Genomic DNA, 23527 nt, shown 5'->3' with positions numbered 1-23527 from the left:
CTTAGTATTCGACACACTAAAGGCTACCGGTCTTTTCTTTTTTTGTAAATAAGTAAATTGGTCTACAAAAAAGATTTCCACGACCAGATGAATTATTCATCCAACCTATGAAAATCTTACACTAACTCATAATTTCCATTTCAGCCTTAAAATCCAGACTACTTGTTGATTCGTCTAAAATTATTACTTCAGGATTTTTCAGCAAGGCTCTAGCTAAACAAATTCGTTGCTTTTGCCCACCAGAAAGATTAGCACCATTTTCATCTAGTATTGTATATAATCCCTGTGGTAGTTTTTTTATGATACTATCTACTCCAGTTATTTTACAGGCTTCTTCAAGTCTATCTAATTTAATATCTTGATTACAAGTTAAATTAGCCAATAGTGTATCACTAAAAATCATTGGCGTTTGTGGTACATAAACAACTTCCTGACGTAATTTTTCTAAACTAAAGTTATTTAAAGGAGAGCCTTTATACGTGATACTACCATTAAAATCAGTTCGAAAGCTAACTAATAACTTAGCTAATGTTGACTTCCCACTTCCGCTTGGACCGGCTAGTACAATTTTTTCAGATTTCTTTACTCTTAAATTAATATTATTAAGATCTTGTCTACCAAAATTGTATGCATAAGACACGTTTTTTAAGACAAATAGTTCCTCTGAATTCTGAAATTCTAATAATTTACCTCGTTCTTTTTTTTCTGATGAAATGGTTAATATCTCATTTAACCTGTCATTTGCAACACTTGCAGCCTGAATTTTTGGTTGAAGTTGTGCTAACTCTTTTAACGGGGTCGTTAAAAATACTAATAATGCATTAAAAGTAATCAGCTGCCCCAATAATAAATTATTATTAATTACCAAGCGAGATCCTAGCCATAAAATAATGACACTATATATTGCATCAACATATAAAACTAAATTTTGTTGTAAAAGGTAAACCTTCGCAAAAGAAATATTGACTTTCATAAGTTCAAAATACTTTTGCGTTATTTTGGCTATATAATTATTTTCCCAGCCCATACTCTTAACCGTCTCGATACCAGATAAACTATCAACAATGAGCGAGCTAATTTCAGAATTTTTTTGCATACTTTTTCTATTTCTTTTTTCAAATACCTTTACAAAGAAGAAAATCACAATTAAATAAATTGGTAAAAACATAATAGCTATAAATGCTAAGTAAGAGCTTTGTAAAAATAAAACTCCTAGTGTTCCAATAACCATTAGTATATTGATGCTACAAGTAATATAAATATTCGCTATAGCCTCAACTATCTTATTAGAATCATTAAAGCGAGAAATTATTTCACCACGTTTTCTAGTTTCAAAAAAGCTTATAGGCAATTTAAATACATGCTTCAAATAATCCATTATTATTTTTTGAGTTAATTTTTGACCTAATACATCTGTTAGAAATTCATTAATAAATTTCGCCAAATTCCCAACAAAATACCCAATAATAAGTCCTAATGAAACTATACTAAGTATTCCTAATTCTCGTTGGGGTAAAAAATTATCAATAATACCCTGAAAGAGAAATGCTCCTATTATCTCAGCACTCATGGATAGAATGGCACACATAACTATTAAAAATATTGATTTGTGAAATTTTGCTAATAAAGTTCTATAAGAGAATAAATTAGGCTGCTTAATAGTAACTGGTATATATTTTTGACTTTTTTCAAATAAAATTGCTATTCCAGTCCATTCTTTAAAAAAAGCTTCTCTTGATTTCTTAATTATTCCTATATCATTATCTGGATCTGAAAGTACGACATGTTTTTCAGTTATTCGGTTAAGCACATAATAATGCTGAAGACTATTATTTTTTATAACATGTACTATTAATGGTAAGTATGATTGAACTTTATCAAATTCATCATATTTCAAACGAATAGCTTTTCCTATCAATTTGTATGCTTTTGCAGCTTGGATTATTCCATATATACTGGTTCCTTCTTTTGAAGTTTTAGCTAATGTTCTTAACCTAGCGATTGGTATTTTTGATTTATAATACTTAAGTACCATACTCAAGGCAGCCACACCACAATCTGATTCATCGACTTGAGCCGTATAATACTTCTTAAATTTCACTTTTCTCCTCCTCTTTTTTACTTTTTCATCATAGCAAAATTGCACGTTTAATTTACTATTCATTATTTAACGTTGTTTTTTTGTTTTTTTTCGTTAAATAAGATACGTTTTTACCATTTATACAATTAAAACGACTATTTTTACAGTTTATCATTAGGGGCTGTTTGTGATAAATTGTCTCTAAAGAATATTGATATAGCTAATTAGGAGCATTATTATGTCTGAATTTGCGAAAATGACCACGTACAAGAAAGAAGAATTTTTAGAAAAAGAAATTCTAAAATATCTGCAAAAACTCCGACAACCAGCTACTAGAATCCAAATAGCAGAATACTTGGTAAAAAATACAGATAGCATTCCTAATGATTCACTAAAATATGTAACATCAAAGAAAACCGGTAGAGAATATATTCCATTTATGAATCGCCTTAGTTTTGCCATAACTTCACTAAAGAAAGCCGAATTAATTGATCACCCAAAACGCAGAACTACAGTTTTAACAAAATTAGGGCAGGAGATTAATCCAGATAATGAAGAATATATTCACGAACTAGTGATGAAAGGGGGGGCTAAATTATGAAATAGGTTGTACATCCCTTAAAATAAATTCAAGCAAATTTCAATAAGGGAGAATTCGACCATGAGAAATGAAGTACGTTATACTTTTCAAAAAACTAGTCCGGTAATGCTTGTTTTTCTATTTTTAGGCGCCAGCTATGGAATCTATATGTATAAACTGGGCTTTAATTTTTTATATCCATTATTAATGGCCGCTACCATTTTTGCTGGATCAGTCGAATTTGTAATTGGTAATCTTTTAGTTCAAAGTTTTCAGCCGTTGACCGTTCTTGTACTAACTGCCCTTGTTAATTCACGGCATATTTTTTATGGCATTACAATGTTAAAAAAATATTCCAATACGGGAAAGTTAAAGCCGATTCTTATTTTTGGAATGTGTGATGAGTCTTTTTCCTTAAATGCAACGTTAAAAGTACCAGATAGCCTTGATCGCTCATATGCTTATTTTTACATAATCGCATTTAACTATTTTAGTTGGGTAGCTGGTGCAGGCTTAGGTGGTCTCCTTGGGGGAATGATCAACTTAAACTTAGCAGGTTTAGATTTTGTAATGACGGCGCTTTTCATTGTTTTGTTTACAGAACAGTTGAAAAATGCCCGAACTCAGCGTGATGCTCTAATTGGTTTAGTATTTGCGATTATTTGTTTACTATTTTGCAATAAGAATGCTTTCCTATTAGTGACATTAGTAACACTTGTCGCGCTGTTTTCATTAAATTACTTAATCACGAGGAAAAAAATGACATTAACTGAACAAATTATTTCAATTTTAATCGCTGCAGTTGTAACTATGGCGACTCGCTTTATTCCGTTTCTGATTTTTGACCAGTCAAAAGAATTATCACCTTACCTGGAAGAACTGGAGAAATTCCTCCCAGCAGCAATCATGGGAGTATTAGTAATCTATTGTTATTGGAATATTTCTTTTGCTGAGCCTAGTAAGGCATTATTAGAAATCGTTGCCGGCTTAGTAACATTATTTATTCACCTTTGGAAAAGAAATATGCCACTATCGATCTTGGTCGGAACTGGCTTTTATATGGTGATGCTGAATTTGTTTTAATGAAGATAAGAAGCTAGATTATGATTCGTGTAAATTAAGAGTCATAGTTTAGCTTTTATAGTTATGATATTCTTAGATAAAAAGGGGCGAGCTAATATGACAGCATTAACTGAAAATATGTTTGCAATCTTTGATCAACCAGAATTTTCCTTTAAGAAGATTAAAGAAACTCATTCACCAGAAGAAGTTGCAGACCTAAAAGAGAAGTTTAAAGCAGTTTGGCAAGTGTGGAAGAAGGTAAATCAAACCATCGCTAGTCAATTACCAACGGACCAATTTGCGAAGGTTCACGTTGAGAGTTGGACGAACGGTTGGAACCTGCGCGACCATTACTGGGCCTCTTATCGCTTAGCATCGTTAGCAGACTATAATCCCTGTATTGGGGTAATGCTTGATAAAAAGCAGTTGCAGGTCTATTTAATGTTTCAACATTATAAGAGCGAACAACGACAAGGCACAGCGGATGAATATAATCAATTGCTGGATAAAGTACCAGAATGGGCTAATAGTATTGACGCCACACATTGGTATCTTTGGGATAAGGATGAGATGGAATTTTCTGATCATTTGTTGCTAACTAAATACCTCAATAATCATGATATTCAGCAACAATTTAATTCTGATGCCCGACAAACAAGTTTCTTACTTGGAAAGTTTGCATTTCGGGGAAAAGACCAAGTTAATGATATGGAAGAATACATCAGTTCAGTTATTAAGCAACTTACCCCACTATATGAAGAATTGAAGTGAAGATGTAACGGGGATGTTAAGTAGAAAAGAGTTCGGAGTGTTTTAGATGCAAGAGAATTCCCAACAATTACAACAAGATATTAAACATGATCGTCAAATGATTGAATCATCATTTGATAGCAATAAATTGTTTACCCCTAAAGAGATGAAAGAACGTTTTGGTAAGTATGGTTGGGGAAAACATGAAAATTAAGTACAAGCTGAATGAAATAATTAATTTGTAGCATAAAAGGCACCAGAAGTCGTAGTCATAACTTCTGATGCTTTTTTTGTTCACCTATTAATAGTGTTTTTAATTGTTTTTTACCGGAATTCGTAATACTGTTTTTAGATTTTCAACCTTGGTCCGCCGGGGATCTGACAAATAAATTTCATGGTGATGCCGATCATCGTTAATATCTACTTGTAAACCCTGTTTCTCAATAAATTTATGTATTTTGTCGATCGTTGCTGGTTCATCATCATATGACCCGATATGAAGTGCTTGCACACAGAGGCCTTCTTGCATTGACAGGAATTCTACGTTATGTAAATCAAGTTGCTTTTTTCGCTAGCCTCTTGAATTGCCCAGTCAAAAACGTCTTGAGTAACAAAGTCGGGAAGGCGAATCATTGCAATGAAATTGAACATTTCTTTGTGAGCGTAGTCAATTCCAGTGATACCATCTTGCCACCATAGTCCTTCTAGTGGGGGAACAACAAAATCAAAATAATCTGGAATTTGGTAGGTGCCTTTTTTACTCATTTTAATGGTATAAGCAACAGCGTAAAGCTTTTCAATTGCTTTTTTATACTCACTATTTTCTTGATTAGGATTACCATGTCCCCGCACAGTAAGATACTTCATCGCTGGGACATTGATTAAGCTAGGACTCTTTTCGGGAACATACAATTCTTTCTGCTCTTTTCTGAAATTACATGCCATTTTGTCATTTCCATTGTATGTTTTATTCTAGCTCAACTTTTTTAATATTGCCTAGCCCAGTAAGATCAGTAAAAACGTTCTCTGATTTACCCCCAGATCTTAATTCACCATAAAGTTGGCAGGAGATTTTTCCGTCTCCATAATCATAGATCGAGTATTTGAGCGGGACTTTAAAATATTTTTTGTTTAACTGATTAATAAGTGCATGCAAATCATCAGTGTTTCCTTCTAACTGGATAAAGCAAGAGAATCCTTTACTTTGCTTGAGTGCAAATTGATCCAGATATTTTCCAAGCACTTCTGCTAAGAGGACACAACAAGTACCGATAACCCCGATGCTATATAAACCACTACCATAAGCAAGGCCGATTGCACCAGTAACCCAGATCCCTGCTGCGGTTGTTAAACCATCAATTATTTGATCATGACGATTAATAATTGTTCCAGCACCCAAAAAACCAATTCCGCTAACAACTTGAGCTGCAATCCGCGATGGGTCAACATTCCAATTACTATGAGTAATCTTCATTAAATCGAAAAAACCATATTTTGAAATAATCATGACCATTGCTGCCCCCACGGCAATTAGGGCATGCGTTCGAATTCCAGCCATTTTAGCCTTGCTTTTTCGCTCAAAACCAATGATTCCACCACATAAGGCAGCCATGAGCATTCGTAAACACCAGTCAAGCCTAAGCAACGATTACCCCTCCTTTACCAAAAATCAATTATTATCAATTTTATTAACCTAACTGTACTATATCGCGTTTAGGTGTTTAAAGCCAAAAAGAAAGCTGAACGAAATAAAAATTTCCTTCAGCTTTTTAACTATTTCTCATATACAGAACGCTTTAGCACGCCCACATATGGAAGATTGCGGTAGAGACCATCAAAGTCTAAGCCGTATCCAACAATAAATTCATTGGGAACTTTAAAGCCAACATAATCGGCTTCAACATCAAATTCACGCCGGTCTGGTTTATCGAGTAAGGAGCAAATCTCAATACTCTTAGCGCCGCGATTAGCAAAAAGAGCAACGAGATACTTTAATGTATGACCAGTATCAATAATGTCTTCCATAATAAGAACTGGCCGATCCTTAATATCATGGGAAAGATCTTGAATTAATTTAACTTTTCCGGTGGATTCTGAACTTTCTTCATAACTAGAAACGTCGACATAATCAACGTTTAACTTGAAATTAAGGCGCTTCATCATTTCGCTAGTGAAAATCATTGCTCCTGTCATTACGGAAACTAAAACTGGAAATTCACCTTGGTATTTTTCAGTAAGGGTATTGGCAAGTTCATCTAAGCGTTGGTTGACTTGATCTTGAGTATATAAAACTTTTTCGACGTCGTTATTCATTCTAGCTCTCCCTTGATAATGTTCGTTATTTACGAACTATTTTTGCGGTTTTTATTTATTGACGTTAGAATTTTAACACAAATCGAATGAATTTAAAGTGTTTTAGCAAGAAAAATCAGATTTTTGTTCTGCTTTGTAAGATGAGGCATAAAATTTGTATAATACAGGTAGATATTTTTTGAAAACGGATGCCTGGAAGGGATGCTTATAATTATGAAAAAAGTTAACTTATATATTTTTTTGACGCTTTGTTCCTTTGCCATCTTCTTATTGACCACGCCATCAAAGGTAAAGGCAGAAGTAGTTGACAAACAAACGCAACACCAACTTCAAGATTATATGAAGGACCATCATATTAATGGAGTGATGCTAGTTAATGGCAAAGATGGGAAGCCAGTTGCCATTGAGAATCATGAAACCACGAATAAGGATCAAATCGTAAAGGCGGATCGACTATTTCCCACGGCATCGCTTCAAAAGATTGTAACGGGAACCGCTGTTTACCAATTAAGGCAAAAAAAGCAATTAGCTTGGGACACTTCGCTAAGTAAGTATTATCAGCAGATTGACGGTAGTAAAGATATTACGATTCGGGAATTAATGAATCATACCAGTGGCTTGATTAATAATGATCGTCCCTTCGAACCACTTAGAGGTCAAAAAGCACAAATTGCTTATATGCTTAAACATCTCAAGTATGATCATACGCACACGTGGGATTATCAGGATGTTGATTATGAAATCTTGGCAGCGATTGTTAGTAAGCAAACGCATCAAAGCTATAATGCCTATATTCGAAAAAACTTTGCTAAACCGCTCCATCTTCACCAAATTAAAGATTTTTCTGAGGTTTCCAAAAAAGAAATTCCGCAACCAATGGATCCAACAGTTGATTGGCACCGGGTAACTGTAACGACCTCCTCAGATTTTGGAGCGGGGAACTTATTTATATCACCAAACGATTATTGGAAGTTTGTATATAATGAGGTCCTGAAAGATCCAAAAATGATTAATGAATATTATCATCAAGCCCAGCATCAAGAAGTGGCCTATTTTGGTGGGGTCTACTTTGATGGGGATGTAATCCGGGCCAACGGGAGTATTCCGGGCTACAACAGTTGCTTTGTCGCCGATTACAAGACGAAACGAATGATTATGCTGTTCTCTAATAATATCGATTATCTAAAATTAAAGGCAGCTTCGGATGATATTCTCCATAATTATATGGAATAACGATAAATGCCTTCTGAGTAAACAAATGAGTTTTGCTCAGAAGGCATTTTTAGATATTAGTATAATTTTACGGGTTGCTTGCTAAGGCTAAAATCCGCTGCTTAATCTCATTGCGTACTTGCCGGAAAATTTGCAACTGCTGTTCAGGAGTTCCGGTGGCTTGTGCTGGATCTGGCAGAGGCCAGTAGATACTGTGCGTTGGAGGAGCGATGACTGGGCAACGGTCTTTGGCGTCTCCGCATAAGGTTACAATTAAATTGGCGGTCTTAAAATAATGAGGATCAATCGTTTTAGAATATTGGTGACTAATATCGATATTGTCTTCTGCCATTACCTCAATTGCTAGGGGGTTAACGCCATGAGCTTCAAGACCAGCACTTTGGATTTCGTACTTGTCTTTCAGAAAAATTCTTGCATATCCTTCCGCCATTTGACTGCGACAAGAATTGCCAGTACATAAGAAATAAATTTTATTCATTTTAGTAATATCTCCTGGGATAAAATTAGGATCAAGTAGGCTGAGGGACTAGAGAGAAGCAGAATTACTGATATAATAACATGAAAAAGTTAGGAATTTAAGTTGAAAACTAGTAAAAGTGAACACGAGCTTAAAATAGACTCATATATTGCTTGTTACTTATTCCTAATAGGTACGTTATGTCACAATGTAATTTCCTGACGGGGGATCACCTTATATCTGAAGGTGGCTCTGTTTTTTACTTGAACTTATTTGCTATTAGTGAGAACATTACAAGACAAAAAACTCCTCCAAAAAAGAGGGAGCTAATCGCGATAAGTAATCGACTGGTGGTTACAAATCAATAATTTCTGGTTCAAAATCAATCTGCTTAAGAAATTTGAACAGGTCATCTGTCTTAATAAAAATTGTATGAGTATTTTCATTAGGATGGAAGGTCTGAATTGGTTCGTCGACAATGTCCTTGTCAAAATACACCTTTACATTATGAGCTTCATTATTTAGGAGGCCAAATGGTGAAACAATTCCTGGTGCTAAGCCAAGTTGTTCTTGCAGATATTCCGGTCGAGCCATTGAAACCCTTTTAGCTCCAGTTAGGGCCATAAATTCATGAAAGTCCATTGGTTTTTTATCATCCATAATAACCATATAGAAATTCTTTTTCTTCCCTTTCAGAAACATGGTTTTAGTGCGAACACCTTCATGACCAGCGATATATGCATCAGCTTCTTCGGTGGTGTGAGTAGCAGGGTGATCAATCACAGTATAATCAGTTATTCCGAAATTCTTTAGGGCATCTTTAACTTGCTGATAGGTTCCTAATGCCATAGTTTCGCTCCTTAATTAAATTTTTTGTCATGAAACGCTTACATTAATTATAAAGCAAATTAAGCAATTAAATGAGCCAATATTTTTTCTGTAAAACTTGTTTCAATTAATGCTAGGGATCGAACTTAATATTTTTTATGGAAGAAATTTTAATTGAAGCCTTTGTTGCTTATTAGGAAATGTCATGATGATTCTTATATTTTATAATCACAATATGTTATCATATGATCGTGAGGTGATTACAATGAGTTCGAAAGTTCAAGTAAACATTGATCCAGAATTAAAACAGTCAGCGGAGAATATTATAAAGGAAATTGGTTTAACCCCGACAGCTGTAATAAATGGAATGTATAAACAAATAGTTGCCACAGGGAAAATCCCTCTTAGTTTTTCTTTGACACCAAAACAAAGGACGGAATTGGAGTTAAGAGAAGTATCCAAGAAAATTCCAGTTCGAGAAGTTAAAACAAAAGAGGAACTTGAGGAATTTTTTAATGAGGACTAATCAAATTTATACTGCTTATGTATCTTGGGGATTAGATGGGAAAAGGCGTCCAGTTTTGATCGTAGAAGATAAAAATAAAAATGTCTTTTGTTATAGAATAACAAGTAAATACAAAAACAAATCTGAGAGAATTAAGAAAAATTATTTTCCTCTTATGGATTGGAAAATAGAAGGGCTTGATAAGCAGTCATATGTTGATGTGGGAGATATTATTAAGCTTTCAAAAGAACATGTGTCTTTTAGACTTATTGGAGAATTGTCAACGCACGATATTGAAGCGCTGGTAGAATTTATTCGCAATCGATATGAGATATAGAAACAAAAACGTCGCAGAAAAAATTCTGTGGCGTTTTGTTTTGCAACTTGCGAGGAAATTAAAGCGTAAACGCATAGAGTCACAGTAAATTACCACGACCCTATGCGTTCAAGTTTCAGTTAACTGTAACCAGACCACTCCATCGCTTTAGTCAGGTCGATTCGATCTTTCCCAGTTGCGATCCAAGAAATATTTTGACGATTGCGGTAATCAAGGTAATCTTTTGTAACTTGTTCACTCGTAATAATTTAGATAAAAAAGCCTCTTTTGCCTTAAGATGTAGGTGTTCGAGCCAAAGTCAATAAGGGAAAAGAGGTAATAAGAATATGACTAATAATTAAACAAGTTAGTCATATAAAAAGTATAAACGGAAAATTATATAGTCAATATTAAAAGATTATATGGCTATTGTATAAGCTAAGGAGGCTTAATCTTTATGCAAAATTGAATAAAAATAGTCTCTATTTATTGTGTTTGCATAAGGTTAAAATATAACGATTTATTTTTGAGGAGTTCTTCATGAGAACCCCGTTCAATAATCTTACCATTATCAATAACTGTAATATTATTTGTAATTCGAGCTATTGAAAGACGATGGGCAATAAAGATAATTGTTTTTGAAGATAATGCCATGAGATTTTTGATTAGTTTCTCTTCTGTTAAAACATCAAGTCCACTAGTAGATTCATCGAAAATGAGTACTTTTGCTGGTGAGAGTAATGCTCTCGCTATTGTAAGTCGCTGCTTCTGCCCTCCAGAAAAGGTTGCTGCATTTTCATCTAATTTACTATCATATCCCAACGGTAAATGCATTATATCATCATGTATCATAGCGGTTTTACATGCAGTTACAATATCTTTTTCAGTAATCGTAGTGCGGTTTCCTAATAATAAGTTTTCTTTAATCGTTCCTGAAAATGTATAAGGAATCTGTGGCACGTAATTAATAAAAGAACGTAACTGCTTTTTAGAGATATTTAAAATATTTAGATTATTAATAAGAATTTCACCATTTGAAACATCAAAATAATTTACTAATAATTTCATCAAGGTTGATTTACCAGAGCCACTTAGACCTACGATTGTCATTTTTTCGCCAGACTTAATTTTTAAGTTAATATTTTGTAATATAGGAGAATTGTACTCGTAGCTATAAGAAACATTTTTTAACTCGATTGTTCCATTTTTTAATGAATGATTATGTTTAGTTGTATTTTCAAATTCGTCTTTAACCATGTATATCTCATTTAAACGATTATTAGCAACTTGCGCACTTTGGATTTTGGGTTGTAGGTTAATGATGTTTTGAAGGGAAGTTGTAAAGTAAACTAGTAATGCATTATAGGTCATTAATTGTCCAATTGATAATTCATTTTTAATAACCTGGTTAGCTCCAACCCATAAAATGATAAGGTTAAGCGAAAGTTGAACAAAAGTTTTGAGTCCTTGTTGTATATTATTTAATCTAGTGTGGACTAATGACTTGTGTAAGAAATCATTAAATTCGTTAGTAATCTTGTTAGAACGAACTTCTTCGCAATTAAGAGATTTAATAGTTTCGATTCCTCTAATATCTTCTATAATTGATGCACTTACTGTTGCGTTACTTTCCATTTCTTTTTGGTTTAGTTTCCTAAAATTACTAGTAAATGAAAAAATTAGCAGAGAATAAATAGGAATAACAAGCATAGTAATTCCGAATAATCTAATATCTTGTAAAGCAAGAACTGTACCTATAATTATTAAAATAGTGGCATCTAAAAAGATAGATATAATTGAACTGACAAGAGCATCAATTACTTTATTCGCGTCGGTAAAACGAGATAGAATATCACCAGTCTTTCTAGTAGAGAAAAATGCCATTGGAAGTTTTAAAACATGCTTTATATAGTTTAGGATAATAATTTTAGATAGTCTCTGCCCTAGAATAGCTAATAAGTAATCCCGAGAAAAAGTAAATAGAGTGTTAAAAAGATAGGCGAACAATAGTCCAATGCTAATAATTGCTAAAGGATCTTGAAGTTTATTAGGAATTAATGTGTCAAGTAAAGTTTGTAGATAATAAGAATTTAAAATATTAAGAAACGTTACAATAAAAGCTGCTGTAATAATTCCACAAAGTAGGGATTTTTGTTGAAAAAGTGGTCGACATAATCTTTTAAAAGTGGGGATTTTTTCTTGAATAGCTTTATAGTTCTTACCTGGTTTTGCAAAAATAGCAATTCCAGTCCATTCTTCAAAAAAATTGACCTTAGGAATACGTTTAACTTGTATATTAGGATCAGGATCAGCAATAAAAATATGTTTTTTGGAACTTTTAAAAACAACACAATAGTGAAGGAGCCCACTGTCTTTTTTTATGAGATGAGCAATAAAGGGATAAATTACATCTTTTGAATCAAATAAACTAGTATCTGCTTGATACGCTTCAACATCCATTTTTAACTTTTCTGCTGCTTTTACAATCCCAAGTGCAGTAGTTCCATCAGTAGTGGTTTTTGTAAATTTTCGCAGAGTTGCTAATGAAATTTTAGAGCCGTAATTATGAAGAATCATTGCTAGTGCTGCTACTCCACAATCAGCTTCATCAACTTGATTTATATAGTGTCTTCTAAAGTTATACATAAAGTGCCTCGTTAACAAGTTAGATTTTTATATAGATTATTTAATTCTTTAGCTCTGCTTCTAGAATAATTTAAACAATCATTGTTAGAAAACTTAATGAGCCGTTTTTTAGTATTAATTGTTTCAACATTTTGTAAGTTAATTAAGCTAGACTGAGAAGCCTTGAAAAACATAGAATAATTTTGCTCAATTGTTTTAATATCACCTGAGAATTCTCCTTGACCATTAGATGTAACGATCTTTAATTTATGAGGGAATTTTGTAGTAGAGATATAAAGGATATTACTGAAGTTTACATTTATAATCCTTGTGCCAACTTTATAACTGAATGTGTTTTTTTTAATATAGTTAAATTCATTCAGTTTCCTTATAGCTAGTTCTAGGGTTTCGGTTAGCCGTCTTTGTAAATCTCGTTGGCTTGTGGTTTTAGTTATATAATCCAACGGATTAATTCGACGTTGAAAGGTGAGAAAAGCTAGCTCTTCATGCGTTGTAATAAAGATTATTTGTGCTTTTTCGTTAAGTGTTTTTATCTTTTGAGCTAAATCTAGACCACCTTTTGAATTGGAATTTTCATCTAACTGAATATCTAAAAAGGCAATAATATTATTTAAATCACTATTAAACTCAAGGTAATCTAAAACACTCTCTGCGTCCGTTGCAATCAAATCAATGGTTGGATGAATATCTTGTTCTTCAAGAATAATTGATGACATTTTAAGCAGGGTAGCGATATTTTTTGCTTGAGTTCTGTCATCATCGCAAATTATTAAATGATATTCCATTTTTTGTCCTTTCTATTCAAAAGAAATTATAAGAGTAAAAGATTCATCTTCTATGCTATAAGAAGTAAATGCATTATTATATTTTGCAATCGTTTTTTGTACTGTAGCTAGTCCTAAACCATGGTGGTTAACTTTATTTGAAACTCCTTCTGCAGTGATATTTCCAATATCAATGTTAGAATTACACGAATTCTTTATTTCAAATTCTAGTTTTCCAGGTGTTGGTTGATAAAGCATAGAATAAATATATATGTTATTTATTCCGCTTTTTTTAAGTTGCTCGCATTCTTCAATTGCATTATCATAGGCAATTCCGATTATTCTGGTTAAATCAAATAAATCTATTTTTGGTAACTTAGTTACTTTATTTACACATTCAAATTTGTATTTTATGTCTTTCTGGTATATTGAATTTAATTTACTAATAAAGATACTTCGTAAAACATCATTTTTGATATTCTTTGTGTCTTGAAATTGCCAAAGCGAGTCTTTTCCTAATCTTTCTTTCGAATATTTTTCTAATTTTTCCAATAGTTCTAAATTGTTACCACTTAAAGCGCTAAGTTTTAAACTATTTAATAAATTTTGATAGTCGTGCTTAAAGCGCCTTAACCTAGATTGGCTTTCTTCTAGATTTTGAATTAAGAATAGTAAGTCTTTCTTTTCTTGTAAATTTAGCTTTTTCTGTTGGATTTGTTTATTAGCTTTGTAGATAAAAATGGTGAAAATACATTGTAAAATTAATAGACAAAAAATAGCAATAAATGATGGCGTAAAACTTGGAATAGTAATGATTATAAAACCAGCAATATTTAAGGTTATAAATAAATAAAATAGAATCCATAAATTGATGGAACTCTTATCATTTTGAAAATATTGGATAGGATTATAGATCCTTAGAATAATAAAGCTAGAAAAATATAAAGTAATGCTAATTAGAATTTGGTAATTGATGGAAATACTGAAAAAATTTCCTATAACATAAGTGCAGAAATCTATAAGAATTGAATTTAAGGAAACCAATAATAAAGCGCTAATCAATAGATATTTAGGCGTTTTTTTCTTGTAATAGAGATATAAAAGAAAGGCTTCGAGTAGTGGTGAAAAGTAAGCGCCAATATACCCAAGGCCATCAATGATAAAAATAATAATAAAAGTGCTTAATAGAAACCATATATCAGTAATAAAAAGCTTTTTTCGTAAAAGAAAAAGAAATAAAAAGTAGTCAATCACTATAGAGAACAACGAAGTAAGTATTTGGAGATAAAAATTCAAAGTAATTACCTTCTAAATTAGTGAAAAATGCCTTTTAACTTTTTATAAATTGTATATGTGTAATCTTTATCAGTTATTCGTCCAAAGCTTTGAAGAGATACCATTTGGCTAGATTGTTGTTGTATATTACCACCTATAGTAGTTGCTAATTGTTTTGTTGAAAGTTTTTTATAACTTTGCATAATTCCGTCTCCTAACAATTTTTAATAGTTTTATTCTAACAAGATCTAGTTTTTAAATCAGTAAAATTCAAAAGTGGGTAAATAGCACTCAAATTCTGTAAAGAAGGTAGTTGTTTATATGAGTTTTGAAAAATATTTACCTTATTTGTTTCTGTACCAAGTAATAAGAGCCATAAGCACCCCATATATAATCCCAATTACAGTTGGAATTATATAACTCATGGGATTTTTTAATTCGCTAATAAGTGAAGTATGAAAACTAAGAGCATTTGTAAGAGAATTAAGTAAATAAATAATCAGTGTTATATATACAGCTGAGGCAAAACTATTCTTTACAATATGTGTGTTATCATGAGTCACGACTCGATTAATTTTACGTTTTGCATATATAGAATAGCCACCAACAATATAAACAGTAAAGATCAGTAACGCCCCAGCTAAAATATTAAAAGACAATTCATAATTCTCTGTTGTAGTAACAATGAAAAAGGAAATAAGGACAGCAACGAGGTTAAAAAGAAATAAGCTAACAGCGATATTAAGACTAATCTTCGCCATATAATCTTTATTATCTTGATTTGTTAATTTGGGCATATTATAGAACCATTGAAAAAGTTTATTCATTAATTTATTCCTTTTAAAAAGTTTGGTTTTTACCATAGCATAATTTATCTTTTTTAATAATTTTCTTCTAATTTTAGTGGAATTTTAGCATATTAGGATGTTGAAGCAGGATATGAGTGTAATTTGTACAAATTAGAAGTTTCCATTTAGCAGTCTTAATTTACTTTATGCTTAAAGTATAGAAATTAAGGAGGTAATTGTTATGAAAAAATTAGATAATTCACAATTAAAAATGATTTTAGGTGGTAAAAATTCCTGGCAACAAAACGTCTGGGGAGTTGCGCGTTCTACAGCAGCAGGTGCAGGGCTTGGTGCAGCTATCTGTGGCCCAGGTTGTGCATTTGTTGGGGCACATTATGGTGCTATTGTTTGGGCAGGGACTACTGGTGCTACCCATGGCTTTCACTAAAAATTAAGAATACGAGGAGAATTGTAATGAAACAATTAAAATACAACCAATTAGAACTTATTATCGGCGGGAATCGTTGGGGAAATGCAACAATCGGCGCAATGAATGGTGCCAAATATGGAGTGAAACTTTGCCGTCCTGGTGGTCCATGGGCCATGGGAGGATGTGGTCTTGTTGGTGCTGGCATCGGCGGCTATGTTGGATATCGTTTCTAAAATAGGAGGAATTCTTTATAAAAAATTTTTTGTTTGATCCATTATATTTTTTTGCTATAGCTTTTATATATTTAATATTTGATTACAATTTTGGCATGATATCGATGTCAATCTTTTGTGGACTTTCGTTATTAATTAGTAATCTAGGAAAGAAATTTTTATATCTGCAAGCACTATTGTTCATAATATATGGATTATTACTTTTTATAGTTCATCCAAGCACATGGATAGTTTCTGTAATTTTGATCTTAATTGGAATAGTTTTCTTTATATTTTATTTTAGAGGCTAAACTGGCTTCTAGAAGAAGACTGGAGTAAAAGGTATGATCCCAGTTGGATATTGGAATCATACCTTTTTATCTTGCACTTTAACTTTATAAATTTCATTACGCAAGACTCTTCGTTACTTTAGTTTAAATACTCAAAGTATATGCTAGAGTTCTTGCGTTTTCTTGTTTTTAAAGCAAAAACGCATAGAATCACAGTAATTTAACCCGATCCTATGCATTTAATTTTCAATTGTAATATATGGTTTATTCATTTATAAAGCCTCCTTAATATCTAATTCCATCATAGATTAAGGAGGCTGTTATTTGAAATGCTTATTATATTTAATACTTTATTCAAAGATTGTATATATCATTACCACAAACTAGCAAACCAATAGACTAATGGAATAGTTACTAAACTCAAAATGGTTGAAATACTCATTAAGACGGTTGCTGGCCGTGCATCCCCATTTGATTGTAAGGTAAAAAGAACGACTAATCCTGCTACTGGACATGCACTAAGAATTACTGTGGTGAAGAGTGGAACACCGGTGATTCCTAATAATAATAAGATAGTTGTCCCTAGAATTGGGAAGAAAATATTCCTTACGAAGAGACTTCCCCAGAGTGCAGTTGGTAATTTGATATTTTTAATACTTAGATTGGCAAGATTACTTCCGATGACAATCATTGATAGTGGAGTAAACGCTGGACTGGTGTAATCAATAAAACCAGCAATTAATTTTGGCAACCGAAAAGAACTAATGAATAGGAAGAGGCCAATAATAGCGATAATATTAGGATTTAAAATAATTTTCTTTAACTATGTTCTCCAATCATGAGGCTGTCGTTTTTGAAAAATTCCAATTCCCTGGGTCCATGACATGACATTAAAATCAATCATTGAGGCGACGGCATAGAAGACCCCCACACTTCCAAAAAGTCCTTGTGCTAATGGAACGCCCATAAAACCATTGTTAGAATAGATACTTCCCTAAGTTGCAATTTGACGAATATTTTGGTCATTTTCTTTATGAAAAAGTAGTTTTGCAATCAAAATTGAAACAAAATAGGTCAGAAAGACACCAGCAATTAATAGTAATAATTGATAAAATCGTGATCGCGAAAACGGCTGTTCAAAGGCCTTAATAATTACGATTGGCGATAAAAAGTAGAGTGTAATATTTGTTAGGTCATTAATTGATTGCGGATGGAGAAATCCGAGCTTTTTAATAACTGCCCCTAAAAGCATTAGTAAGAAAATAATGATGACCTGGTTAAAAATTTGCCCAATCGACATTGCATCACTTCCTTCAGTAAAACATCCTGATGATAAAAAGAAAATATATTATTCATTAACGAGTAATGGGAAAAAAGTAGCAAAAGTTCATGATCAAATGCATGAAACAATAAAGACTAAGTTGGTTGATAAACTAACCGCAAAATATTCAATGGATGAATTAAATATTGTTGCTAATTTCTTAAATGATTTATATCGGCTTGAACAAAAATTCTAATTACCAGTAAAAAAGTTTCATATGAAACTTTTTTTATTTGCCTGCAATCAAAACAGCTAAAATAGTATATAGGACAAAGTAATTGGAGGCAAAATAATGAAGAAAGCTGTAATTATGTTAGTTGAGGATGAGGAAAGTCTTGCAAGTTTCTTAATAACTGAATTAGAACTAGAAGGATATGAAGTTATCTGGGCCAAAGATGGGCGTGAGGCACTCGAGATATTTAAAGAAAAAGATATAACCTTAATCTTATTAGATTGGATGCTCCCAGTTTATGATGGTCTCACAGTTCTACGCCGAATTCGGCAATCAAGTAATGTGCCAATTATTATGATTACGGCTCGTAGTCAAACTTCTGATATTAGTATGGCACTTGATCAAGGATTAGATGATTATATTACTAAACCGTTTGAGATTGAGGAACTTTTAGCACGAATTAGGGTTGTATTACGACGATTGGGTCAAAAAAAAGCAGAGAAATATGATTATAAATTTAGACCATTTGAAATTAATTTACTGAAACATCAATTTATGGTTGATGGCAAGCGGGTTCATTTAACGCCTAAAGAATTTTCCCTCATGGTTGCCCTAATTAAAGAACCAGGAGTCGTTCAAACCCGTGATGACCTTCTTAATGAAATATGGGGGTATGATTTTGATGGTCAGACCAATACTGTTGATGTCTATATTCGTGCTTTGCGCAACAAGTTAGGCAAATACCGCGACTTAATTAAAACGGTGCGAGGGATTGGTTATGTATTAGGTGATGAGCAATGAGTAACACACATCCAGTAACTGCATCGCGGCAATTAACTCGTCTTTTCTTAATGTTGTTTACAGTGATTTTAGTAGTTATTAATCTTCTTTTTGTGGTTACCGCCACTAATTTAATCTATCGTTATGCTGATGATCAGGCAGAAGAAGTGATTGAGACAATTGAGGAAGATTGGCCCGAAAATCAAAATCGCGAAACTTTTTTGAATGCTTATGTTGCTCGTCAAGACGATGACGCAATCGAGATCACTGATGGTAAACGAGAATATACCTCACCCAAAGCCCATAAAATTTTTAAACGAATTGACCAGCGAAATTTAGCAATCAAGAATCTACAGTTAACCCAGCATGGAGTCTATTATTTACGGCAGCAAAAAATAGACCATAATCGAATCGTCAAAGTAGCAATTAATGTTGATGATTTAATCAAATTAACAGGCTGGCTCTTGATAGTGACGCTGTTAATTAACCTTGCAATAAGTATCATTGCTCTCCCCATCATTCATCGTTTAGCTCGCCGATGGACCCGACCATTGACTAATTTAGATAATGAAATTGATGCAATCACGCCCCAAAGCAATCGATTGCAAACTTTAACGGTTCCGCAACAACCATTAGAGGTACGAAAAGTTGCCCAGTCTTTTAATCATTTGCTAGGACGGCAATATCGTACAATGCAACGCGAAAAAGAATTTATTGCAAATGCATCTCATGAGTTGAAGACACCACTTGCTGGAATTTTAGGACATGTAAACCTAATAAGAAGGCATGGGGATAAGCATCCGGAATTAATTGCTAAGTCATTAAAGTACATTGATCAAGAAGCACAGCGAATGAGTCAGTTAATAAATGAACTGCTTATTCTAGAAGGACATCAGACTAAAAAACTAACAGAAATTAACTTGTCAAAAATTATTTTCGCTGAAGTTGAGTCACTCCAAGGGGCATATCAGCAGAAATTTATTACTGATTTAAATCCGAATATATCTTACCGGATAACAAAGGGTGACTTTCAAAGTCTTGTTCATAATCTCTTAGAAAACGCGGCCAAATATTCACCTCCTGATTCAACGATTAATGTCCAATTAACGGCGGATGATCACCAAATAATATTAAGAGTTGCCGATCAAGGGCGGGGAATTGCTAAGGAAAATCGGGAAAAAGTTTTCGAAAGATTTTACCGTGAAGATGAATCACACTCCAATAAGATTGCTGGTTCAGGGATTGGCCTGGCGATTGTCAAAATGATTATCGAAAAATACCACGGAAAAATCACGATACGCGATAATGAACCAAGTGGGACCATTTTTACGGTTTACCTTCCAAAATAAAAATGAAGATTTCTTCATCATACTTTCACCGGTTCTTGGTTTTAGTTGACCGATTATTTTGTAGAATAAAATTACCAATTAAAGTTAAGAAGGGATGAATAAAAATGACTGAAAAAATTGAAAAAAGACAAGACCAACAACCAAAGCCCGACAAGAAGAAAGCAAGGAAGTTCCCAAAGATGACTAAAAAGGTTCTGATTACCGCCTGTGTTTGTGGAGGACTTGTGTTAGGAGCTGGAGGCATTGCTGGTGTCGCCGCAATGGATGGTTATCATGCTCAAATCGAAGCCGCGGTGAAACATGAAAAGTTAGCTAATAAGAGCGACATCAAGATTAACCAACAGGCTGCAATTGATCAGTTTAACAAGAAGTACCCAGATAAGCACCTCAATGAAGTAGAACTGGAAAGTGACAAGGGAAAATATGTGTACAAGGTAAAGGGCTTTGACAATACCAACGAATACAAGGTTAAAGCCAATGCCAAGGATGGCAAACTAATCTCTAACAAGTCTGAAAAGCTTGACCAAAATGAGAAGGAATATACCTTAGATCCAGGTAAGGCAATTAGCCGTGATGAAGCGAGCCAAATTGCCGAAAAAGCCGCTAAAAAGGGTAGTGCGATCGAATGGAAATTAGAACAAGAAAAGGAAAATCAAGCTGTTTGGGAAGTTAAAGTAAAAGATGGCCGGACAGTTAAAGAAGTTAAGATTGATGCCGGTTCGAAAAAAGTATTAGCCGTGGAAAACAACCATTAATTTATCCATAATTTGCGCATTCATCCCCCACTTCTATAAGTGGGGGATGAATCGCCTTCTTAAAGCAACGAGTGCTTTTTCTTCAGTTGCTGGTCATGTAATAAATACGAGGAGAACAAAAATGTTAAAGAAACACCCTTTAGCCTTATATATTACGTGGATAGTTGCTTTAGCAGTTATTCCATTACCGTTAATTATCTTGACAAATAATCAATTAACGGCTGATTATGAAGATCTTTTTGCTTATGATGTGGGGATATTGGCCTATGTTTGGTGGTTGGTTATCATTTTCCTCTCAACTCGTCCAAGATGGCTTGAAAAGTATATTGGCATCCCTTCAATGTATTTTTTGCATGCTTTGTTAGGCGTTGCAGCGCTGATTGCTGCGACTGCTCACAAATTTTTAAGTCCCGGCGCTGATCACCTTGTTGAAACGACGGGAGATATTGCTTGGTACTTGGCAATTGTCGGTATAATTTACGCGATTGTCTTTATGTCGGGATGGTTAGTTGACCGCTTTAAGCTGCTTCGTCAAATTAAACTAAAGTTAAGCATAATTTGCTCCCATCAAGTTTCTGTCTGGATCCACCGCTTAAACTTACTATTAATCCTACTGATCTGGTTGCATGTTCACTTAATAGATGATTTTAGCGAGATGACAAGTTTTATAACAATATTTGATGCGTATACTTATATCATTATTGGTTATTACTTGTTAGCAAAGTTTATCACGCTGTTTAAAACAAATGGAACAGTGATAGCGAATAAACAGCTTGCACCGAATACTCAACAGTTAGTAATTAAGTTAGATAAAAACGATCCAGCTTATCAAGCCGGTGACTTTTACTTTGTATCTTTTAGGGGCAGTAAATCAATTGGGAGGGAAAAGCATCCTTTTTCCGTTACGTCCGCCCCTAAAAATAACCCTCATGAAATTGCCTTTACGATCCAAAAACTTGGGGATTTTACAAAAAAGATCCCATCAGTACAAATTGGAACAAGAGTATATTTAGAAGGACCATACGGACAATTTGATCGCATTATCCGTAAATTACCTAAGGATCAACCATTAGTGTTTTACGGGTTAGGATCAGGGTTAGCACCCCTTCTTAGCTTGGCAGAACAATATGGAAATCAACGACAAATAAAAATATTATGGTCTTCATCAAAAAAGAACGGCCTATATTTTGAAAAAAACCTGGAAAAATTAAAGAAAAATCCTAATATTACGGTTATTGCAAAAGAAGGTCGTTTTACGGAAGAATCAATAAAAAAAGAATTGTCACCTAAAGAAATTGATCAAGGACTCTACTTTATCGTGGGACCAGCTCATGTCATCTTAAATGTCGAAAAGATGCTTCGGAAACTTAATGTTAAGTCACCACACATAATTGATGAAAGATTAACAATGTAATAATGATAATATGCAACCAATCGCGGGGGTACGGAGTCAATCTCAAGTTAAAGATTCTCGATCAAGGAATTGAAGCACGGGCTGATATCGTTCGGGAAAACAGTTGAGGCTGGGAGAAAATGAATCGCACCCTGTCAAGTGAACATGTAAATATATAAAGTATTTAAACAGCTTGATTCCGGTATTCTACTGGGATTAAGCTGTTTAATTGGATATCTGTCAACTGGTATGGTTGACAGATATCCATATATTTCCATGTTCACCTAGAAGGGAGCATACCAGAATTGTGTAAAGTCCACGGCAATCGTCATTACTTTAATGTGGTATTTGTTAGTAATATCATACTCGAGCTGGGCAAGCTTTTTGCGGATTTCGTCCGACTAAAACCAGGTTACCGCCTTTTTGTGCATGGATCTTAACAAATTCCATTCCCAGACCACCAGTGGTACCAGTAATTAAAGCAGTTTCTTTTGACATAATAATTCTTCCTCAAAATCTTATCCTTCATTTGATGTTGATTACATTATAGGTTGAAGAAAAGGAGAAGTAATATCATATGATGCCAGTGGTTAATTTGTATCAATAATTAGTACGTAATTTAACGGCGAGGGCCCCTACTTTATTGTTAGCGGTTGAGCTGGGATCGTGCAGCCAATAAAAGGAAGGCTCTTTTTACAAGATCAAATCACAATAGGCCGAAAATAAAAAACGCGCCATTAAAGACACGTTTTAAATTGATTTTTTAATCGTCCCATACTTTTTTAGCAACGTTGAATGCGGACCAAGCATTAGGCCAGCCGACGTAAAAGGCTAATTGAGTAATAATTTCTGCAATTTCATCTTTCATAATACCGTTGTTCTTAGCAGTTTGCATGTGGTAAGGGAGTTGTTCAAAGGCACCCTTTGTAATCAACGCGGTAACGGTTAGAAGACTGCGATCACGAAGGCTTAATTCCTTTTCCCGTGACCAAACCTGTCCGAATAATACATCATCATTTAATTCTGCAAATTTAGGGGCGAAATCACCAAGTTGGTCGCGACCAGCTGTTTCTTTGCCATGAAAATCTTCCTTTCTCAACTGTTATTTTTGGTTACTTTTACTATAAGCCGAGATAGATAAAATGGAAAATACTTATATTAAGTAGGTAATAATGCAAAAAATGAATAGTTAAAACAAGTATACATTTAGAGTATACTAATATGATAA

At 33.6% G+C, this 23527-nt stretch carries 26 protein-coding genes and 2 pseudogenes; 14 read left to right on the top strand and 14 right to left on the bottom strand.

Going from position 1 to position 23527, the window contains the following annotated elements; genetic code table 11:
* Positions 1-121: 121 nt before the first annotated feature.
* Positions 122-2101 (bottom strand): peptide cleavage/export ABC transporter, encoded by a 1980-nt coding sequence (locus CBG10_RS01365; RefSeq protein WP_179230712.1) that lies wholly within the window; start codon positions 2099-2101, stop codon positions 122-124.
* Between the two features lie 217 nt (positions 2102-2318).
* On the opposite strand from CBG10_RS01365, the gene CBG10_RS01360 reads away from it, so the two are divergent.
* From CBG10_RS01360 to CBG10_RS11105, 4 genes are all read left to right on the top strand, one after another.
* Positions 2319-2681 carry a winged helix-turn-helix domain-containing protein gene (locus tag CBG10_RS01360; protein ID WP_094511405.1) on the top strand — a complete coding sequence of 121 codons (363 nt, stop codon included), beginning with the start codon at positions 2319-2321 and terminating at the stop codon, positions 2679-2681.
* 60 nt (positions 2682-2741) lie between these two features.
* Complete coding sequence (locus tag CBG10_RS01355) at positions 2742-3743, top strand: AzlC family ABC transporter permease (RefSeq protein WP_225361544.1); 1002 nt, start codon at positions 2742-2744, stop codon at positions 3741-3743.
* Between the two features lie 96 nt (positions 3744-3839).
* Positions 3840-4493: a glucose-6-phosphate 1-dehydrogenase family protein gene (locus tag CBG10_RS01345; RefSeq protein WP_094511404.1), complete on the top strand. Its 654-nt coding sequence runs from the start codon at positions 3840-3842 to the stop codon at positions 4491-4493.
* A gap of 46 nt (positions 4494-4539) precedes the next feature.
* Complete coding sequence (locus CBG10_RS11105; protein ID WP_168353429.1) at positions 4540-4686, top strand: hypothetical protein; 147 nt, start codon at positions 4540-4542, stop codon at positions 4684-4686.
* Between the two features lie 99 nt (positions 4687-4785).
* Here the strand turns inward: CBG10_RS11105 and CBG10_RS01340 are convergent.
* From CBG10_RS01340 to hpt, 3 genes and pseudogenes are all read right to left on the bottom strand, one after another.
* Positions 4786-5417 (bottom strand): annotated as a pseudogene (locus tag CBG10_RS01340) (GyrI-like domain-containing protein).
* A gap of 22 nt (positions 5418-5439) precedes the next feature.
* Positions 5440-6117: an MgtC/SapB family protein gene (locus tag CBG10_RS01335; protein WP_019251876.1), complete on the bottom strand. Its 678-nt coding sequence runs from the start codon at positions 6115-6117 to the stop codon at positions 5440-5442.
* A 128-nt stretch (positions 6118-6245) separates the two neighbouring features.
* The gene (hpt, locus tag CBG10_RS01330) at positions 6246-6785 is read right to left on the bottom strand and encodes a hypoxanthine phosphoribosyltransferase (RefSeq protein WP_094509452.1); all 540 of its coding nucleotides are present in this window, start codon (positions 6783-6785) and stop codon (positions 6246-6248) included.
* Positions 6786-6998: 213 nt separating this feature from the next.
* On the opposite strand from hpt, the gene CBG10_RS01325 reads away from it, so the two are divergent.
* The gene (locus CBG10_RS01325) at positions 6999-8018 is read left to right on the top strand and encodes a serine hydrolase domain-containing protein (RefSeq protein WP_019251878.1); all 1020 of its coding nucleotides are present in this window, start codon (positions 6999-7001) and stop codon (positions 8016-8018) included.
* Between the two features lie 67 nt (positions 8019-8085).
* Here the strand turns inward: CBG10_RS01325 and arsC are convergent, their stop codons facing one another.
* Positions 8086-8496, bottom strand: a complete 411-nt coding sequence (arsC, locus tag CBG10_RS01320) for an arsenate reductase (thioredoxin) (RefSeq protein WP_035169933.1) — start codon at positions 8494-8496, stop codon at positions 8086-8088.
* Positions 8497-8829: 333 nt separating this feature from the next.
* Positions 8830-9324: a prolyl-tRNA synthetase associated domain-containing protein gene (locus CBG10_RS01315; protein ID WP_094502142.1), complete on the bottom strand. Its 495-nt coding sequence runs from the start codon at positions 9322-9324 to the stop codon at positions 8830-8832.
* 244 nt (positions 9325-9568) lie between these two features.
* On the opposite strand from CBG10_RS01315, the gene CBG10_RS01310 reads away from it, so the two are divergent.
* Together CBG10_RS01310 and CBG10_RS01305 are read left to right on the top strand one after the other, a co-directional pair.
* A complete protein-coding gene (locus CBG10_RS01310; protein WP_225359330.1) occupies positions 9569-9829 on the top strand; it encodes a type II toxin-antitoxin system RelB/DinJ family antitoxin in 261 nt (86 codons plus the stop codon).
* A complete protein-coding gene (locus tag CBG10_RS01305) occupies positions 9819-10145 on the top strand; it encodes a type II toxin-antitoxin system PemK/MazF family toxin (RefSeq protein WP_094502139.1) in 327 nt (108 codons plus the stop codon). The genes CBG10_RS01310 and CBG10_RS01305 overlap by 11 nt, the downstream gene beginning before the upstream one ends.
* A gap of 465 nt (positions 10146-10610) precedes the next feature.
* On the opposite strand, the gene CBG10_RS01295 is transcribed toward CBG10_RS01305, so the two are convergent.
* From CBG10_RS01295 to CBG10_RS01280, 5 genes are all read right to left on the bottom strand, one after another.
* A complete protein-coding gene (locus CBG10_RS01295) occupies positions 10611-12770 on the bottom strand; it encodes a peptide cleavage/export ABC transporter (protein WP_094511403.1) in 2160 nt (719 codons plus the stop codon).
* An 11-nt stretch (positions 12771-12781) separates the two neighbouring features.
* Complete coding sequence (locus tag CBG10_RS01290) at positions 12782-13555, bottom strand: LytR/AlgR family response regulator transcription factor (protein WP_094502502.1); 774 nt, start codon at positions 13553-13555, stop codon at positions 12782-12784.
* A gap of 12 nt (positions 13556-13567) precedes the next feature.
* On the bottom strand, positions 13568-14830 hold the full coding sequence (locus CBG10_RS01285; protein ID WP_094502501.1) for a GHKL domain-containing protein: 1263 nt from the start codon (positions 14828-14830) through the stop codon (positions 13568-13570).
* Between the two features lie 17 nt (positions 14831-14847).
* On the bottom strand, positions 14848-15012 hold the full coding sequence (locus tag CBG10_RS11005) for a bacteriocin (protein ID WP_136001999.1): 165 nt from the start codon (positions 15010-15012) through the stop codon (positions 14848-14850).
* A gap of 141 nt (positions 15013-15153) precedes the next feature.
* Positions 15154-15636, bottom strand: coding sequence for a DUF3278 domain-containing protein (locus tag CBG10_RS01280; protein WP_094509399.1), 483 nt, complete (start codon positions 15634-15636; stop codon positions 15154-15156).
* Between the two features lie 202 nt (positions 15637-15838).
* Here CBG10_RS01280 and CBG10_RS01275 point away from each other — a divergent pair, with 202 nt between their 5' ends.
* Positions 15839-16045 (top strand): Blp family class II bacteriocin, encoded by a 207-nt coding sequence (locus CBG10_RS01275; protein ID WP_019251180.1) that lies wholly within the window; start codon positions 15839-15841, stop codon positions 16043-16045.
* 26 nt (positions 16046-16071) lie between these two features.
* Complete coding sequence (locus CBG10_RS01270) at positions 16072-16260, top strand: Blp family class II bacteriocin (RefSeq protein ID WP_019251179.1); 189 nt, start codon at positions 16072-16074, stop codon at positions 16258-16260.
* 642 nt (positions 16261-16902) lie between these two features.
* Here the strand turns inward: CBG10_RS01270 and CBG10_RS01265 are convergent.
* Positions 16903-17829, bottom strand: a pseudogene (locus CBG10_RS01265) (AEC family transporter).
* On the opposite strand from CBG10_RS01265, the gene CBG10_RS01260 reads away from it, so the two are divergent.
* The 5 genes from CBG10_RS01260 to CBG10_RS01240 all read left to right on the top strand — a co-directional run bounded on the left by CBG10_RS01260 (position 17795) and on the right by CBG10_RS01240 (position 22320).
* Complete coding sequence (locus CBG10_RS01260) at positions 17795-18046, top strand: helix-turn-helix domain-containing protein (RefSeq protein ID WP_094511401.1); 252 nt, start codon at positions 17795-17797, stop codon at positions 18044-18046. The pseudogene CBG10_RS01265 and the gene CBG10_RS01260 sit on opposite strands and share 35 nt — an antisense overlap.
* 96 nt (positions 18047-18142) lie before the next feature.
* Positions 18143-18823, top strand: a complete 681-nt coding sequence (locus tag CBG10_RS01255) for a response regulator transcription factor (RefSeq protein WP_065867372.1) — start codon at positions 18143-18145, stop codon at positions 18821-18823.
* Positions 18820-20151 (top strand): sensor histidine kinase, encoded by a 1332-nt coding sequence (locus CBG10_RS01250; protein WP_094511400.1) that lies wholly within the window; start codon positions 18820-18822, stop codon positions 20149-20151. The genes CBG10_RS01255 and CBG10_RS01250 overlap by 4 nt, the downstream gene beginning before the upstream one ends.
* Positions 20152-20255: 104 nt before the next feature.
* Positions 20256-20906: a PepSY domain-containing protein gene (locus CBG10_RS01245; protein WP_019251410.1), complete on the top strand. Its 651-nt coding sequence runs from the start codon at positions 20256-20258 to the stop codon at positions 20904-20906.
* A 121-nt stretch (positions 20907-21027) separates the two neighbouring features.
* Positions 21028-22320: an FAD-binding oxidoreductase gene (locus tag CBG10_RS01240; RefSeq protein WP_094501354.1), complete on the top strand. Its 1293-nt coding sequence runs from the start codon at positions 21028-21030 to the stop codon at positions 22318-22320.
* A gap of 339 nt (positions 22321-22659) precedes the next feature.
* Here CBG10_RS01240 and CBG10_RS11100 read toward each other — a convergent pair whose 3' ends face one another.
* Together CBG10_RS11100 and CBG10_RS01235 are read right to left on the bottom strand one after the other, a co-directional pair.
* Positions 22660-22797, bottom strand: coding sequence for a hypothetical protein (locus tag CBG10_RS11100; RefSeq protein WP_019251408.1), 138 nt, complete (start codon positions 22795-22797; stop codon positions 22660-22662).
* Between the two features lie 265 nt (positions 22798-23062).
* On the bottom strand, positions 23063-23398 hold the full coding sequence (locus tag CBG10_RS01235; RefSeq protein WP_019251407.1) for a carboxymuconolactone decarboxylase family protein: 336 nt from the start codon (positions 23396-23398) through the stop codon (positions 23063-23065).
* Between the last annotated feature and the right edge of the window lie 129 nt (positions 23399-23527).

It is taken from the genome of Limosilactobacillus reuteri (assembly GCF_002254085.1).
Lineage (GTDB): Bacteria > Bacillota > Bacilli > Lactobacillales > Lactobacillaceae > Limosilactobacillus > Limosilactobacillus reuteri_K.
This window is presented reverse-complemented; position numbering and strand designations above follow the sequence as displayed.